We start from the raw sequence: 16,052 nt of genomic DNA on the forward strand, positions 1-16,052 counted from the left end.
ACCTTACTCCACGTAGAGCCAATCGGCCATTTGTGCTCGACTGCTTTCAAGCTGTTGCTGCCAAGTATTTACACCAACCACCGTTGGTTTAAGTAAAATAATAAGTTCTTTTTTCGTTTCAACTTCACTTACATTCTGGAACATGCCACCTAAGAATGGAATGTCACCAAGTAAAGGCGTTTTAGAAACTTCTTCACTTTTTACTGATTGCATGAGCCCGCCAATCACCACTATTTCGCCTGAATTTGCGCGAATAATTGTGTCAGACTCACGAATAGTACTTTGTGCCAAAGGCAAGATGTATTGCTCAGCATCTAGCGTTACAATTTTTTCCTGCTCTTCAGTTTCAATTACCGAAGGATGGATATGTAATAAAATACTGCCGTTTTTATCAATTTGCGGTGTTACATCAAGTGCAATACCTGAGAAAAATGGAGTTAACTCAATGTTAGGCATCACCGAAGTAGAGGTTGATGTAATGGTATTCTGGCTTGATATTTCAGTCACAAAATACTCATCGTCACCTACTTTAATTACCGCTTTTTGATTATTAACCGCCGTTACTCGCGGGCTTGATAATACCTGTACATTGCCCTGCGTAGATAAAAGATTAAGCACACCTGAGAAGTCTTTATTCGAGAAGCTAAGGCTTGATATTCCACCTAAGGCTGAAGTAATAGTGTTACCTAGTATGCCTCCCGAACTGGAATACGTTAAATCGGTGCTACCAAGGTTTGCGGTAATTTCATTCCAATCAATCCCTTGTTGAAACGAATCACTTAAAGATACTTCCAAAATTCGCGCTTCAATAATCACTTGGCGCGTTAAATTTTGCTCAGACGTATGTAAAAACTCTCTTATTGTTTTCAGTTCATCCGGCAACGCTTTTACAGTCACAAGCCCTGCTTGCGGCGAAACTAAAATGCTTCGCCCTGCGCTGTCACCCAGCATAGTGGTTAAACTCTCTTCCAAGTTTTCCCAAAAGTTAGTTTGGCTACTGGTGCTTATTGATGTGCCATTACTATTGCCGCTGTTGCTTGAATTTAAATTGCCTGAACTACTGTTGCCGGTAAAGTTATTCACACCGCTACTACTATTACTGCTATTGCTGTTGTTACTTGCTTGAGAAACACCGCCCGAAATGATACTTGTTTGTGTGGCTCCATCGCGCTGCATCATCAAGTAGTTAACCGCGAAGGTTTCGGTGCGTAAACCAGCTGGATAAATTCGGTAAATGGTTTCTAATTTTTCAACATGGTAACCGTACATGTCAGTAATAAGTGAGAACACTTGGTCAAGTGTTACTTGCTTTAAATTTAAAGTGATGTTGCCGCTCACGCTCGGATGAATTGCCACCGAGAACGGAGTGTCTTTTACTAAGCCGGCAAAGAAACTTAATGCGTCTACTGCGTTGGCGTTAATATCATAACGTTCCGCAGCAAGTACGGCACTGGTGCTAGTATTTGCCTGTTCATTCTGCAGCAAAGTACTTGATACGTATTCAGGCGTTTGCGTAAGTGCGTCTTGTTTTTGGTCAAGCTCTTGTTGCTTAGCTTGAGCCGCAATCTCTGTTGCTAAATAATCTTCAACGTGGCTGCTTTTAGGAGAACTGCAACTAAAAAGCAAACAGCTTGAAGCAAAACAAAAGACCACTTGTTTTGAGGAAATATAACTCATTTTTGCACCTGTGTTTTTACGTTATTCGTGCTGAATAGTTCTAGCACCATAGCCTCTTGTGAGGTTTCTGTGTCTTCTAGGATCATGTTTGTTGGCGTAATTTTAAGTACTCGCTTGCTGGCAATAACATCGTTAGTCGCTACTACCTGTCCATTCACTACGGCATAGTAATTATTGTTACGATTAAAAATCGCAGTTAAGCTAAAGCCACTATCTTGCTTCTCTGGCTCATCAAGCATCTGTGCTTTTTTTACGGGTTTAGTAGGATCTTTTTTGCCACTGCTAAACTTTCCATTCGGCAAAGCTTGTGCGCCTATTTGAGTTAACAGCAACACTGAAGTTAGCCCTGAAACCAGCCACTTTCGTTTACCAAACAACATTTTCAAGTTAATAAACACTGATAAACGCCTCGCTAGTACTTAAGGTAAAGAGTGAAAGCGTGGTAGTGGCTTTCGGATGTTCTTGAACCTTGTAAGTTAAATTTTGCCAGTACAATTTGAATGGCAGCGATTCTGCCGCAAATAGAAAGTCTCGGGTGGCGAAAAAGCCGCCCTCAAACACTATTTCAATGCCGTGCTTAAATATGGGCATAGCGTTTGGGTCTTCTGAAAATACAAGTTGCGGCGCTATTGAAGTAACCGTCAGCACTTGCAATTTATCGGTTTGTTCGAACAACTGGTTTAATAAGCTAGGCATAGTTTCGGGTGCAATAAGTTGCGATAGTTCACCATCAAATTCCGCGTCTAACTTTGCTAAGCGAGCTGATAAACCTTTTATTTGTAATTTAATATTAGCGTTAGGGTCAACTTTCGCATCGCGCTCTAATTCTGAAAGGCTGGCCTGTACCATTACAACTTGTCTGTCTAAACTTTTGATTTGGCTTTGCTGCTTTTGGATATCCAAATAAAGGGGTTCAATAAAAAGAAGAAAAGCCACAACCATAATTGTGATGGGAATGCCCCAAAACAATAAAGTTTGCTCTCTTGCTTCAAGCTCATCAAAGCGATGTTCTAACTGCCCCAGCATGCCCACATTAGACGTAGAATTACTCATATACAGCCTCTCCTGTATTTTGCGTTGCAGCATCTTCTGCAGCTTTAGCAGGCGTACTTATTAGCTCAAAATTAAGCCCGTCTTCTTCTCGCATTACTCGCGCAAGATCAAACTTTTGACCTTTAAAAAATTCCGTATTACTTAATTTGTCTATCCATTTAGGCAAGGCATTTGGGGTTTCCAATTTACCGTTAAAGCTCAAAGCCCCTGGGCTAATGGTGAAATTTTCTAACCACAAATCAGTAGCGTGTGCCTTAGAAAGGTCATCGAACATATTAGAAAATGAGCGCTGCTGAAGTGAACTAAGCTGTTTAACATTTGCCAACAACCTACTTTTCTCTTGGCTTTGCGTCATTAAGTTTGCCAGTTTCACTTCAAGTGAGGCGTCGGCTTTTCGGCTAGTTAAGGTTTCGGTTAAGGCTTGAAGACGTTCTTGTTGGCTTTCAATATTTGCTTTTTTTTCGGCCACTAGCGCATCTACATTTCCTTGCATATATACCAAGCAAGAATATGCAACAACACACAGTAAGCTGACTAAAAATATCACGCCCATTAAATTCGCGCCGCAAACCAACTCAAATTTAGGCTTGAATTCGCTATGAAGAAGATTAATGTGCGTTTTCATTTAACACCTCTTCTTTGGCTTCACGAACAGGAACCTTGTCTTTTTTCAATAACTGCGCACCAGTATATGCCGCACCTAAACAACTAAAACTAGCCATTTTAAAATTTAAACCTTCAGCACATTCTATATTGGGAGTGAATACATCACAGTTAACGCCCATATCCTTAGAAATTTGCTGACACAAAAATGCTAAATGAGGAGAGTCCAGTTTTAATACAATTTGTCTTATGGGCGCTTGTCGTAATTGACTTTCAAAAAAGTCCATAGACCGTTGAATCTGCACGCAAATAGAGTCAGTAATTCCCATTTCTAATTCACGCTCACTAAAGCCACCAATATTTTCAAAGCCTTTTAGACGGCGGCTAAAATAAAGTTGCTGGTCTTTTATAATGTTAAGAACAACCACTTCACCATGCTCTTGCACCAAAGTTATAACGGGTTCACTGCGTTTTTCTACCAAGTGCGTGGTTGCAAATTCTTCAACGCTTATCCCTTTAAGATCTAACTGCGCGTCAAAAATAACACTCGTCAATTTTTCGACTTCATCTCTTGCAATCGCTACCGCAAAGACTTTATTTTGACCCGCTACTTGAACCGGCATATTTACGTAGTCATAGACTATAGGTTTATCAGCGCCAAGGGCTTCCTGTAAGGGCCACTGCAATGCACTAAATATATCGCTTTGAGGAACATCAGGCTGGTCTAGTTGATGAATTCGATACCAATGTGAAGACATAGCAAAAAAACAAGGCGTGCCGGTAAGTTTATTTTTAACGACATAATCTTTTAAATCATTCTGCCAATTTTGATGAGAGAAGCTAGCATCTAGTGACCAAGTATAGCCTCCATCGCTATAAGCAAGCGCGCACAACAACACTTGGTCTGCGGTATAAGCAATACCTACAGCGCTGTAAGGTGATGGCCGTCGAAACTTCTGTTTTAAATACTCTTTCCAACTAATCCGCATATTCAGTAGCGTCCTTTATGCATTAGACTTTTTGAGTAATGTCGTCTTTTGCCTTTCATGATTACCGCTTATATTGAGAAACCTGGTTTGTTCTATGTGTCAAAAAATCTGCCTTTTTTGACCGTGAAGCAATTTCTTTGCCACAACAACATAGCTTGGTCTGTCTTTAGTTATCGGCTAATTCAAAAATTAATTAACTGAAATGTGTAATAATATTTAGTAAATCAAGGTTATAAGCGGAGCTTTGAAGTAGTAGGAAGTCTGTTCAAGATGAGTATTTATGCTTATTTTTAAAATATGAACAAGGCTAAATGTAGGTATTTCCTAGGTAACGCCCCTATATTTATATACAAAAGTATATACTTAAGGCTAACTTTAGATGTTTGCGTTGCCCTGCTTTTTTTAAACGCGACGCGTGAAAAATTTAATTCTATTGTGCAAAAAAGTATTCGTTAGTAAAACACTTAAACAGAAACTGATGAGGTATAATATTAGGGAGTAGGGAATTAAGCGAGCAATACGGGGCCTATTATTGTCATACCACTTGTATTGAAAAAACCAAGCACTACACACAAAGTATGAAAAGCATGTATATTATTGATATATAACGCACTTTTCAATTGGTACTACCAATTGGTAATAAATTATTAATTAATTGGTTGACTAGCAATGAGCTAATTGGTTAATCTTACTTTTATTAAATAACTAACTAAACATTAAAATCAATCTAACATTTAAATCACAAATGAAAGTTTGACACTACGGAGAATGAAACATGTCAATGAAAGATAAAGTAGCTATAGTAGCTGGCGGTGGTCGCGATATTGGCGCAGCATGCGCAATTGAACTAGCGGCGCAAGGCGCTAGTGTTTTAGTTACCTACCATTCAAGTGCTGATGGCGCAAACGCTGTAGTAAAAACAATTGAAGAAGCTGGCGGTAAAGCAAAAGCGATGCAAGCTGATCTAACTAAAGTAGAAGATGTTGAAGCAACTGTTGCTGCAACATTAGAAGCTTTCGGTAAAATCGATTCACTTGTACATGTTTCTGGTGGCTTGATTGACCGTAAAACCATTACTGAAATGGACCTAGCACATTGGCAAAAAGTTATGGATGTAAACCTTACATCTTTATACTTAATGACTCACGCAGTTATTCCACACCTAGCTGATGGCAGCAGCATTGTGACGTTCGCATCACAGGCTGGCCGTGACGGTGGTGGCCCAGGAGCAGTAGCATATGCTGCATCTAAAGGCGCAGTTATGACATTTACACGTGGCCTAGCTAAAGAACTTGGTCCTAAAGTACGCGTAAACAGCGTATGCCCAGGTATGATTAGCACTGGTTTCCACGATACATTTACTAAGGATGCTGTGCGTGCAAATGTTGCTGCAGCTACCACCCTTAAGCGTGAAGGTACCTCGGAAGAAGTTGGCAAATTAGTTGCTTTCTTAGCTGGTGACGGCGCATCTTATATGTCGGGAACTAACATCGACATTAACGGCGGCTTATTATTCTCATAAGCGTCTAAGCAAACAAGCGGTAAGGCAATGTATATTATGTTGCCTTACTGTTTTGCTTTTCTAGCAGTGCAATACAATTAAGGAACTAGTTGTATTTCGAAATCGATAAGGCAATTTTTATGAAACGCTCTACCCTTCCCACCTTTTTTCGCATTAGTACCATATCAGTTATATTAGGCCTAGGCGCCAGCTTGTCAGCATGTAATCAGCTACCTGAACCGGCTTCATCTATGGCCTTATCAAGTATCGATGGTGAGTCAACAATATTGGTGAAGAGTAAAGCAGAGTTTCTTGCAATCGCTGACTCCTTAGCGCCAGGGCAACACATTGTGCTTGCCAATGGTGTATATAACGATTTCGAAATATTACTTAGCGGTAAAGGTACCGCAAATAAACCTATTCGCCTAAGCGCTGAAACGCAAGGCAAGGTCATCCTTTCGGGTCAATCAAGCTTAGCGCTGCAAGGTGAATACCTAGAGGTTTCTGGCTTAGTCTTTAAAAACGGTTATAGCCCCACTGGCACAGTAATCTCTTTTAGAGGCGACTCAAAAAACCTAGCTTACCATTCACGTGTGTCAAATACTGTTATTGACGGCTTTTCAAACCCAGACAAATTTAATGCTGATTATTGGGTGGCTTTATATGGTCAACATAACCGCTTTGACCACAACCATTTAGTGGGCAAAAATAATAAAGGCGTTACCTTAGCGGTTCGACTTGATTCAGAAAGCAGCCAAGAGAATTATCATAAGATTGACCACAACTATTTTGGTCCACGTCCAATATTAGGCTCTAATGGCGGTGAAACTTTACGCATAGGCACCAGTAAATATTCACTTTCAGACTCATTTACAACCGTTGAAAACAACTACTTTGATCGCGCTAACGGTGAAGTAGAGATCATTTCAAACAAATCTGGCAAAAACGTCTTTAGAAATAATGTATTTTTTGAATCTCGAGGCACGCTGACTTTACGTCACGGCAATGGAAACCTAGTTGAAGGCAATGTTTTCTTCGGCAATGGTAAAGACCACACCGGCGGTATTCGTGTAATTAATGCAGAACAAACTATTCGCAATAATTATATGGAAGGCTTAACCGGTATTCGCTTCGGTGGCGGTTTTACAATAATGAACGGTGTCCCTAATTCTTCTATTAACCGTTATCATCAAGTAAACAAAGCGCTTATTGAAAATAACACCATTGTGAATGTGAGCAATATTAATTTAGCTGCAGGTAGCGATGCAGAGCGCTCAGCCACACCTATCAACAGTACTTTTAAAAACAACCTCGTGGTTAATGAAAGCACACATCCTTTTAAAATATTTGATGATGTATCAGGTATAGGTTTTGCCAATAACTTAAGCAATCAGCCGGCCCCTAGCGACATTGCCGATGGTTTTTCCGTTGAAGGCGTAACACTTAGCCGAAATGAAAATGGCTTATTAGTAAGCGCTAAAGCGAGTGAAATGAATGTAGGTGCAGCTGCAAGCTTAAAGCCCATCGATAAATCTGAAACAGGCGTAAGTTGGTACCCTAAAGCCCCTGCTAGCGTTGAGTTTAACTCGGGCGAAGTGGTTTCTGTAGATTCTGCCGCGAGCCTTATTGATGCTGTTAAAAATGCTGCTTCGGGTTCGCGTATAGAGCTTGCCGCGGGACAATACGAGCTAAATAAACAGCTTCAAGTTTCCACGCTTGTGACAATAGCCTCTGCACCCGGTGCTGAGGTCACACTGCTCCCTACTCGCTCATTAATGCTAGAGCTTGAAGATGGCGGCAATTTGCAGTTAAGCAATTTAGTGATTGATGGTTCTAAATCACCTGATTCATCAGGCAATGTCTTAATTAGAAGCACACGATTACCTACGCTGCTTAACTTCCGTTTAGAGCTATTAAATGTCACGATTAAAAACCTAGATGTTAACCATTCAGCCCACGTGTTTGATGCTGGCTACCGAAGTATGGCTGATCACATTGTGATTAAAGACAGCCATTTTGAAAACATCACAGGCGATATTTTAAGATTAGACAAAGAGCAAGATGACCTAGGTATTTACAACGCTGAATACGTGAGAATTACGGGCTCTACCTTTACAAATATTGAGGGCGCAATTGCGAAGGTATATCGCGGCGGTACCGATGAGAGTACGTTTGGCCCCCACTTCTATTTTAGCAACAACACAGTAAGCAATGTGGGTGGCGGGAAGCGCAATAAACTAGGCGCTTCAATCTACCTTCACGGTGTACAAGACACTGATTTGTTGAATAATACATTTTCTGACACCCAAGTCATTACTATTGACCATACCGTGGGTGAGCCTCAGACCTTAATTGAAAATAATACGTTTACAAAGGTACCTTTGCCAGTAGTTACTGAAGTGTTTACTAAAGGTGAATCTACCGCTGTATTTAAAGCAAATAGTGTAGAAAAATAATACTAAATAAAGTGGTAAAAAGGATACTGTCAATATGAAAATGAATAACTTACGTTGGTGGGTAATAGTGCTAATAGCGCTTGCAACCGTAATCAACTACATAGATAGACAAACACTCAGCGTGTTGTGGCCATTTATGGGTAAAGAAATTTATCCAGACAAAACCGACGCTGAGCTTAAAGAAGTTTACGGTATTATCAGTATTGTATTCTTGTTCTCATATGCTTTCGGGCAGGCTTTATTTGGTAAAATATTTGACTGGGTAGGCACGCGTATAGGTTTCGTGTTATCTATTGGTATATGGTCTTTAGCCACTATTTTGCATGCATTTGCGCAAGGTATTCTTACTTTTAGTATATTTCGTGCAATTTTAGGTGTTTCAGAAGCCGGAAACTGGCCAGGTGCGGCAAAAGCTAACGCTGAATGGTTCCCAACAAAAGAACGTGCCTTAGCCCAAGGTATTTTCAATTCAGGTGCGGCAATTGGCGGTATTATTTCAATTCCTCTTATTGGTTACCTTGCCCTTTTCTTTAGCTGGAAAGTTATATTTGTATTAGTAGGTGCAACTGGTTTGCTATGGTTAATTCCATGGTTAATTGTTGTGAAAGCGCCACCTGGAGCACATCCATGGATTAGCGATGAAGAACGCCAATACATACTCACGGGCCAAAGAAATGAGGCAACTGACGCTGATGGCAATAAACAAGATTCTTATGCGCCAACAACCGGTCAGCTTTTATCACACAAACAAAGCTGGGGCGTGATTATCGCCACTGCAGCAATCGACCCAATTTGGTGGCTATTTATTGTTTGGATACCCACCTACTTGGTTGAAGTGTATCAAATGGACGTTAAAGGCCTCGTTATTTACGGTTGGGTGCCTTATGTAGGTGCTATGTTTGGTGCTTGGTTCGGTGGCTTACTTGCGCAAAATCGTTTAAAAGCAGGTTGGTCAGTGAATAAAACCCGAAAACTGGTTATTTACATCGGCTGTATGATCATGCTCCCTGCTTTGGTTATGCTTTCAGATCCAGGTGGTGAAGTGGCAGCTGTGCTTATTATGGCGACCATATTGTTTGGTTTCCAAACCGCTATAGGTAATGTACAAACGCTACCAAGTGACTTATTTGGCGGAAAAACCGTAGGTACCCTTTCTGGCTTCGCCGGTATGGCAGCTAAATTAGCCGCAGGCGCACTTATATATGCAGTGCCGTCACTAACCGCTGATGGCAACTATACGGTTGTATTTATTATTGGTGCTAGCTTAGCATTACTCGCCATGGCCAGTATTGCGTTCCTATGCCCTAAAATAGAGCCTGTGAATCCAAAATAAGTTTTCTGTTCTATATAATAAAATACCGCTTTAATAGCGGTATTTTTTTGCGTATATACATCGTCATCGTGGCTACATACCATCATAGTGGCTTACATACCGTCATCGTGGCGTAGGCCACGACCTCCTTGCGTCCCCTTTCAGTTGAACTTAGTCATATAGTTTGGGAGTTTGCAGCCTTCGCTGCAATGACCTTGTTTATTAGGAAGATGCCGCACTTGTTTAGCATATCGTCATCGTGGCTACATATCGTCATCGTGGCGTAGGCCACGACCTCCTTGCCCCCTTTCAGTTAAACTTCGTCATATAGTTTGGGAGTTTGCAGCCTTCGCTGCAATGACCTTACTTATTAGGAAAATGTCGCACTTGTTTAGCATACCGTCATCGTGGCGTAGGCCACGACCTCCTTGCGTCCCCTTTCAGTTGAACTTAGTCATATAGTTTGGGAGTTTGCAGCCTTCGCTGCAGTGACCTTACTTATTAAGTTAAGAAAAACAGAAAAAGGGGCAGTGCGAATTAAATTGGATTTAGTTCGCACTGCCCCTTCGGTATTTTACGCTCTTAGCAGGCTGCTATAGCCTCTTTACAAGCTTTAGTGATGTCAGCCCACTGCTCGTTCTTAACGGCTTCTTTAGGCACCATCCACGTGCCACCAACTGCAAACACATTCGATTGTGACAAGTACTCACTTTGGTTCTTAGGCGAAACACCGCCAGTAGGGCAAAACGACGCCTCTTTGAACAAAGAAGAAACCGCTTTTAACATGCTTACACCACCAACCACTTCAGCAGGAAACAACTTCATTTCCGTTACGCCATATTCTAACAAGGTAGCCATATCGCTTAAACTAGATACACCCGGTAAAATTGGCTTGCCGCAGTCAATCAATGCTTCTGTCAGCTTAGGTGTAACTGCAGGTGTTACGATAAAATCAGCACCTGCATTTAATGCCTTTTCTAACAAAGCTGTGTTGTAAACGGTACCCACACCCAAAATTAACTCTGGATACGTTTTCTTTATTTCAGCAGCCAAGGCCAAAGCCTGCTCATTACGTAGAACAACTTCAACCACGGTAAGCCCTGCATCCTTCATAGCACCGGTTACGGCAATTCCTTCACTTATAGTGTCGGCTTGTATAATGGGTAGCAAGCGTTGCTGGCTAAAAATCTCTTTAATTGTAGTGTGAGTACTCATTGTAAAAATTTCCTTGTAGTGTGGTTTGTGTGTTTACGTAAAACGCATTAAGTTAGTCTGAAAACTGACGAATAATCGAGTTAATAGACTCTTTCGCATCACCAAATATCATGCGAGCGTTATCTTTAAAGAATAATGGGTTATCAATGCCCGCAAAACCTGAGGCCATGCCACGTTTCATAATAAATACGTTTTTGGCTAAATCAGCATTAATAATAGGCATACCGTAAATGGGGCTCCCTTCCATTTCACGTGCCGCAGGGTTAACTACGTCATTCGCACCTATTACAATGGCTACATCGTAAGTTTCCATTCTAGGGTTTACGTCATCCATTTCTAATAGCAATTCATAAGGCACATCAGCTTCTGCAAGTAACACATTCATATGCCCTGGCATACGCCCTGCTACAGGATGGATTCCGTATACAACCTCGGCACCATTTTCTTCTAATAGTGTTTGCAGTTCTTTCATTGCGTGCTGCGCTTGCGCAACTGCCATTCCGTAACCAGGAATTACAATAACTGATTGTGCGGCTTCAAGAACGTAGTAAGCGTCTTCGCTCGACATAGCCTTTACTTCGCCTTCAATCTTCATTTCGCTATTGGTAACCGCTTGGAAACCTGAGAACAAAACATTGCTTAACGAGCGGTTCATTGCCTTACACATAACACTGGTTAAGATAATACCACTGGCACCTACCAGTGCGCCGGCTACAATCAATAAGTTATTATTCATTGCAATACCTGCAGCACATGCAGCTAAACCTGAATAACTATTAAGTAGTGAAATAACTACCGGCATATCAGCGCCACCAATAGGTATAACTAACATTACGCCTAACACTAAACATAAAGCTACAAATATAGCCGCATATTCCATGTTAAGTGGTTCTAAGCTCATGAACACACCCATAGCAAAAATGGCAACAATTAATAAAGAGTTAAAAAGTGCTTGGCCTTTAAATACCATCGCTTTGCTTTTAATAATTGAACTCAATTTACCGCTTAATTTTGACCACGCAATAATACTTCCGGTAAACGTTACGCCGCCTATAGCTATAGCAATAAGCAATATAATAAGTACGTATACAGGCAAAGATTGCGTAAGCACCATTGCCAGCGAAACCGCTAAACTGGCTAAGCCACCAATGCCGTTGAGCAAACTTACCAGCTCAGGCATAGAGGTTAGCTCCACCTTTTTCGCAGTTATAAAGCCCACAACACTACCAAGCAGCAGTGCTACCGCTATCCACTCATAGCTTAAAATTTGATGGTCAATTAAGGTCACGCAAATGGCTACAAACATACCTGATGCTGATAACAAGTTGCCTTTACGGGCAGTGCTTGGGTGGCTTAATAATTTAAGACCTAAAATAAATAAGGCGGCGCTAATTACGTAAACACCATTAATAATGAACTCAGTTTGCATTGCGGCCTCCTTTTCCTTTAAACATTGACAACATGCGGTCTGTTACAAAGTAACCGCCCACAACGTTTATTGCGGCTAAAAAAACAGCCACACCGCCAAATATCTGAGCAAGTATGTCGTTATCATTGCCTGCGAAAACAAAGGCTCCCACAAGTGTAATACCCGAAACAGCATTCGCACCTGACATTAACGGAGTATGTAAGGTAGCAGGTACCTTACGAATCAATTCAAAGCCTAAAAATATGGCCAGTACTAAAATCATTGCAAGATAGATGAAAGACATTACGCTTCCTCCTTAGAATATTGTGATTTGATAATCGCGTTAATGAGCTCACCTTTATGGGTGATCAAGGCAGCTTGAAGCACTTCATCATCAGGCGTAATATTGAGCGATTTTTCTTCTTCGTTCCAAATATCTTGTACTAATGCTAATAGGTTATTGGCATACATTTGTGAAGCATCTAGCGCAACTTCACCAGCCCAATCACCTGTACCTACAATTTTAACACCTTCAAAATCAACAATTTGTCCAGCTACCGAAGCTTCAACATTGCCGCCATCTAAAGATGCCATATCTACAATGACTGAACCTGGCTTCATTTGAGCAATCACATCATTGTTGATTAACACAGGAGGCTTGCGGCCAAATAATTGTGCGGTTGTAATTACAATATCTGAACTAGCAATACATTCAGCTTGTGCCTGTTGCTGAAGAGCTAACTGGTCATCAGTTAATGCCTTTGCATAACCTTGGTCGGTAGACCCGGTTTGGCCTAAATCAATATCTAAGAATTTCGCGCCTAATGATTGCACTTGCTGTGCTACTTCTGGGCGAGTATCGTAAGCAATTACATTAGCGCCCATGCGTTTTGCTGTTGCAATAGCCTGCAAACCAGCAACACCTGCGCCAATCACAAATACTTTTGCGGGCTTTAATGTGCCAGCAGGTGTCATCATCATAGGCAAGGTTTTGTGTAAGTTAGACATGCCTTTTAACATCATGACATATCCCGCTAAGCTTGCTTGCGAGCTTAAGGCATCCATTTTTTGACAGCGGCTACTACGAGGGATCATTTCCATACTTAGGGTAGAACGGCCACTTTTTAAAATAGCGTCTAAGTTTGGGTTTCCGAAGGGGTCAAAAAAACTAATACTGCATACATCAGTAGCCGTTTTTTCAAAATCTTCTAATGGTAGTGGCCTAACTGAAAGCACAGCATTTGCCTTAGGCAATGCTTCATCTCGATTAGTATAAATTTCAGCGCCAAGATCACTATAATCTTGGTCGCTAATTCCTAAACCTAAACCCATTCCCGACTCAACCAGCACAGTTGCGCCTAAGCGCTTGTAGGCCTTAACGTTGTCAGGTAATAAAGCACAACGCTTTTCTATTTCAGCGAGTTCTTTAACGAACACGAGTATGCTCATATTAAATCCTTAAATTGCAGCACAAAATAAACACCTACAACATGTGTAAATGCAGCTATTTTCGGTCGTCGGGTGTTGGTTGCCTTTTTCCAAGGTCATTATTCTTATACTAGCCCGTTATGTGTAAATCAGTTTTTTAGTTGTCTTCGGGCCATTCGTTGAGGGCTTTTTCGAACAATTCTTTTGGCATTATTGCGCCAGGGGTGCTTATTACTTTACTGGCACAATAGTTTGCAAAACGCGTGGCGTAATTCGTGCTTTTCCCACTAATTCTTGCACCAAGATAAGCTCCATTAAATGCATCTCCCGCAGAAGTAGTATCAACCACGTTGTCACTGGCAATAATTGGATTAACCTCATGGCCGTCACTATTAATAATGTGTACTTCATCAGAACCTTGCTTAATGACCAGTTCTTCAAATTCATACTGTTGGCAAAATTCAATGCACTGTTCAATAGTGTTTAGTTGATAAAGCGTTTTGAAATCATCAAGCCCTGGTAACGCCCAATCGCTCAGACTAAAGGCTTTTTCTATTTCGCTTTTTGCCAAATCCACACTGTTCCACAATGCTGGGCGATAATTAGGGTCGAAGACTATTTTCACGCCCTCAGATTTTGCTTTTTGTATGAAGTTCCAAAACAAGTTGCGTTCAGCTTCTTGTAACACAGCAATGGTAATGCCTGAGAAGAATAAAACATCGTCTTTCACAAATGTAAGCTTATTGAGTAACGTGCTAATGTTTGTCATTAAACGCTTAGCAGCTGAATCATTTCGCCAATATATGAATGAACGCTCACCGGTTTCATCATTCACCACCATATAAATACCCATGTGGTGTGAACTTGAACGCGCAAGAAAATCAGTACCAATATTTTCAGACGCTACTCTGGCGGCAAACTCGTCACTAATTTTGTCGGTGCCTAATGCTGATAAAAATTGCGTTTGATATTGCGGGAATGCACGAGTTAAATACACAGCTGTGTTGTACACATCACCCGCGAAAGATTTTCCGAGTGTTGTATCAGTTTTGTTAGTTAATTCCAGCATGGCTTCACCAACGAACAATAAGCTTGGACTGTTATTCATTACTTCCTTCTCTTTATTTGTGCTTGCAATATCAAATAATTATAGTTAAACACTTGTTACTTGTCTGTAACTTTAATTACAACATCATAGTACTGATTAGCCAATTTAGTTATCATTCATATCAATACTTAATATACTATTTTCGGCTATTCACATAGCAAATTGGTGCTATATCAAATCAATATATTGCCACATTGTCAAACCATTTTTGAGCACATGTTATTACCAAAACAACAATTATTGGTAATAACTGAAAAAAAGTGTATGCTTAAGTTTCGTAACAGCGCTTTTAGATGTATTATAACTGGCCATTTCTAAATGGTTTAAGTTGGGGTTAGTAGGTTCCATAAATGGAACTTCAACAGCTCCTAGAATGTAAGCAAAATATGTGTAGCGCTTCAGATAGAGCAGTTGAGTACATAAAAAAGAAGGCAAGATAATGAAGAACCGTCGTATGTTTTGGAAAATAGTCGAGAAGATAGAAGCACTTATTGACTCTGGATTATACCCTCCTGGCAGCCGTCTTCCCCCTGAGCGCGAGTTAGCTGAATCATTTAACGTGAGTAGACCCACAATACGCGAAGCGATTATTGCCCTTGAAGTGCGTCAAAGAGTTGAAGTCAAAACTAGCTCTGGTGTTTACGTATTAGAAACAGAGAGCGAAAAGCAAAATGCGATTGAGGTGAGCCCATTTGAGCTTACTCAAGCGCGCGCCTTAGTAGAAGGTGAAGCTGCCGCGTTAGCCGCCCTATCAATTACTGAAGAAGAACTTAAGCAATTAGAAGAAACTCTTGAGGCAATGGAATCAAGTGAAGAGCCTGAGAAAGCAGATAGAGAGTTCCATCTAATTATTTCTAGGGCAACAAGAAACAACGCAATTTTATTAGCCGTTAAGCAGTTCTGGAGCCTTCGAGATTCCCAGCCTAATATAAAGCAGGCATATTCAAGTGTGTGCAGCCAAAGTGACAACGATCGCTTAGAAGAGCATCGTGCTATATATTTGGCACTAAAAGCGCGAAACACGCAAGGCGCGAGAGCCGCTATGCACTACCACTTTAATCGCCTTATTAACTCTCTGTTTGCTATGAGTGAAGCGCGTGCGCTTGAAGAAGTTCGTAAGCAATCTAACCAAACTCGTGACCTATATTCACTCAATCACTTGGTAGAAGTTAACGCTAAATAACATACATATTTAAAGTATTGACTGAGTTTGTTGGCAGTACTTGCCGTTGCTACTCGTTACTTATAGCCTCACCAATACCCTTATATCTATAAAAAAAGCCGCTTTTAAAAGCGGCTTTT

14 protein-coding genes are annotated in these 16,052 nt (G+C 40.9%); 4 read left to right on the forward strand and 10 right to left on the reverse strand.

The genetic code is table 11. The annotated features are described in order from the left end of the window. Positions 1-3: 3 nt before the first annotated feature. Genes mshL through ACOI22_RS13465 form a run of 5 tightly spaced genes read right to left on the reverse strand, consistent with a single transcriptional unit; the run spans position 4 to position 4,322 of the window. Complete coding sequence (gene mshL / locus ACOI22_RS13445) at positions 4-1,677, reverse strand: pilus (MSHA type) biogenesis protein MshL (RefSeq protein WP_420672632.1); 1,674 nt, start codon at positions 1,675-1,677, stop codon at positions 4-6. After that, positions 1,674-2,075 carry a hypothetical protein gene (locus ACOI22_RS13450; protein WP_420672633.1) on the reverse strand — a complete coding sequence of 134 codons (402 nt, stop codon included), beginning with the start codon at positions 2,073-2,075 and terminating at the stop codon, positions 1,674-1,676. Before ACOI22_RS13450 ends, mshL begins: the two co-directional genes overlap by 4 nt. Further along, on the reverse strand, positions 2,065-2,730 hold the full coding sequence (gene gspM, locus ACOI22_RS13455) for a type II secretion system protein GspM (RefSeq protein ID WP_420672634.1): 666 nt from the start codon (positions 2,728-2,730) through the stop codon (positions 2,065-2,067). Before gspM ends, ACOI22_RS13450 begins: the two co-directional genes overlap by 11 nt. Further along, complete coding sequence (locus ACOI22_RS13460; RefSeq protein ID WP_420672635.1) at positions 2,723-3,355, reverse strand: PilN domain-containing protein; 633 nt, start codon at positions 3,353-3,355, stop codon at positions 2,723-2,725. Before ACOI22_RS13460 ends, gspM begins: the two co-directional genes overlap by 8 nt. Beyond that, a complete protein-coding gene (locus tag ACOI22_RS13465; RefSeq protein ID WP_420672636.1) occupies positions 3,339-4,322 on the reverse strand; it encodes a biogenesis protein MshI in 984 nt (327 codons plus the stop codon). Before ACOI22_RS13465 ends, ACOI22_RS13460 begins: the two co-directional genes overlap by 17 nt. A 775-nt stretch (positions 4,323-5,097) precedes the next feature. Here ACOI22_RS13465 and ACOI22_RS13470 point away from each other — a divergent pair. From ACOI22_RS13470 to ACOI22_RS13480, 3 genes are all read left to right on the forward strand, one after another. Then, complete coding sequence (locus ACOI22_RS13470) at positions 5,098-5,844, forward strand: SDR family NAD(P)-dependent oxidoreductase (protein ID WP_420672637.1); 747 nt, start codon at positions 5,098-5,100, stop codon at positions 5,842-5,844. Between the two features lie 119 nt (positions 5,845-5,963). Beyond that, positions 5,964-8,279, forward strand: a complete 2,316-nt coding sequence (locus ACOI22_RS13475) for a chondroitinase-B domain-containing protein (RefSeq protein ID WP_420672638.1) — start codon at positions 5,964-5,966, stop codon at positions 8,277-8,279. A gap of 34 nt (positions 8,280-8,313) precedes the next feature. Further along, a complete protein-coding gene (locus tag ACOI22_RS13480) occupies positions 8,314-9,612 on the forward strand; it encodes an MFS transporter (RefSeq protein WP_420672639.1) in 1,299 nt (432 codons plus the stop codon). A gap of 561 nt (positions 9,613-10,173) precedes the next feature. Here the strand turns inward: ACOI22_RS13480 and eda are convergent. The 5 genes from eda to ACOI22_RS13505 form a co-directional block, all read right to left on the reverse strand. Beyond that, positions 10,174-10,806 (reverse strand): bifunctional 4-hydroxy-2-oxoglutarate aldolase/2-dehydro-3-deoxy-phosphogluconate aldolase, encoded by a 633-nt coding sequence (gene eda, locus ACOI22_RS13485; protein WP_420672640.1) that lies wholly within the window; start codon positions 10,804-10,806, stop codon positions 10,174-10,176. A 52-nt stretch (positions 10,807-10,858) separates the two neighbouring features. Then, positions 10,859-12,235, reverse strand: a complete 1,377-nt coding sequence (locus ACOI22_RS13490) for an NAD(P)(+) transhydrogenase (Re/Si-specific) subunit beta (RefSeq protein ID WP_420672641.1) — start codon at positions 12,233-12,235, stop codon at positions 10,859-10,861. Next, positions 12,225-12,518: an NAD(P) transhydrogenase subunit alpha gene (locus ACOI22_RS13495; RefSeq protein ID WP_420672642.1), complete on the reverse strand. Its 294-nt coding sequence runs from the start codon at positions 12,516-12,518 to the stop codon at positions 12,225-12,227. Before ACOI22_RS13495 ends, ACOI22_RS13490 begins: the two co-directional genes overlap by 11 nt. After that, positions 12,518-13,663 carry an NAD(P) transhydrogenase subunit alpha gene (locus tag ACOI22_RS13500; protein WP_420672643.1) on the reverse strand — a complete coding sequence of 382 codons (1,146 nt, stop codon included), beginning with the start codon at positions 13,661-13,663 and terminating at the stop codon, positions 12,518-12,520. The genes ACOI22_RS13495 and ACOI22_RS13500 overlap by 1 nt, the downstream gene beginning before the upstream one ends. Before the next feature lie 136 nt (positions 13,664-13,799). After that, a complete protein-coding gene (locus tag ACOI22_RS13505; RefSeq protein WP_420672644.1) occupies positions 13,800-14,750 on the reverse strand; it encodes a sugar kinase in 951 nt (316 codons plus the stop codon). Between the two features lie 439 nt (positions 14,751-15,189). On the opposite strand from ACOI22_RS13505, the gene ACOI22_RS13510 reads away from it, so the two are divergent. Further along, a complete protein-coding gene (locus ACOI22_RS13510; RefSeq protein ID WP_420672645.1) occupies positions 15,190-15,933 on the forward strand; it encodes a FadR/GntR family transcriptional regulator in 744 nt (247 codons plus the stop codon). Positions 15,934-16,052 lie beyond the last annotated feature (119 nt).

The sequence above is a fragment of the Glaciecola sp. 2405UD65-10 genome (assembly GCF_048820975.1).
Lineage (GTDB): Bacteria > Pseudomonadota > Gammaproteobacteria > Enterobacterales > Alteromonadaceae > Glaciecola.

Bases quoted from the DNA above. Each gene is read 5' to 3' on its own strand.
- mshL (WP_420672632.1), bottom strand. From the start codon at position 1,677: ATGAGTTATATTTCCTCAAAACAAGTGGTCTTTTGTTTTGCTTCAAGC.
- gspM (WP_420672634.1), bottom strand. From the start codon at position 2,730: ATGAGTAATTCTACGTCTAATGTGGGCATGCTGGGGCAGTTAGAACAT.
- ACOI22_RS13460 (WP_420672635.1), bottom strand. From the start codon at position 3,355: ATGAAAACGCACATTAATCTTCTTCATAGCGAATTCAAGCCTAAATTT.
- ACOI22_RS13465 (WP_420672636.1), bottom strand. From the start codon at position 4,322: ATGCGGATTAGTTGGAAAGAGTATTTAAAACAGAAGTTTCGACGGCCA.
- ACOI22_RS13470 (WP_420672637.1), top strand. From the start codon at position 5,098: ATGTCAATGAAAGATAAAGTAGCTATAGTAGCTGGCGGTGGTCGCGAT.
- ACOI22_RS13475 (WP_420672638.1), top strand. From the start codon at position 5,964: ATGAAACGCTCTACCCTTCCCACCTTTTTTCGCATTAGTACCATATCA.
- ACOI22_RS13480 (WP_420672639.1), top strand. From the start codon at position 8,314: ATGAAAATGAATAACTTACGTTGGTGGGTAATAGTGCTAATAGCGCTT.
- eda (WP_420672640.1), bottom strand. From the start codon at position 10,806: ATGAGTACTCACACTACAATTAAAGAGATTTTTAGCCAGCAACGCTTG.
- ACOI22_RS13490 (WP_420672641.1), bottom strand. From the start codon at position 12,235: ATGCAAACTGAGTTCATTATTAATGGTGTTTACGTAATTAGCGCCGCC.
- ACOI22_RS13495 (WP_420672642.1), bottom strand. From the start codon at position 12,518: ATGTCTTTCATCTATCTTGCAATGATTTTAGTACTGGCCATATTTTTA.
- ACOI22_RS13500 (WP_420672643.1), bottom strand. From the start codon at position 13,663: ATGAGCATACTCGTGTTCGTTAAAGAACTCGCTGAAATAGAAAAGCGT.
- ACOI22_RS13505 (WP_420672644.1), bottom strand. From the start codon at position 14,750: ATGAATAACAGTCCAAGCTTATTGTTCGTTGGTGAAGCCATGCTGGAA.
- ACOI22_RS13510 (WP_420672645.1), top strand. From the start codon at position 15,190: ATGAAGAACCGTCGTATGTTTTGGAAAATAGTCGAGAAGATAGAAGCA.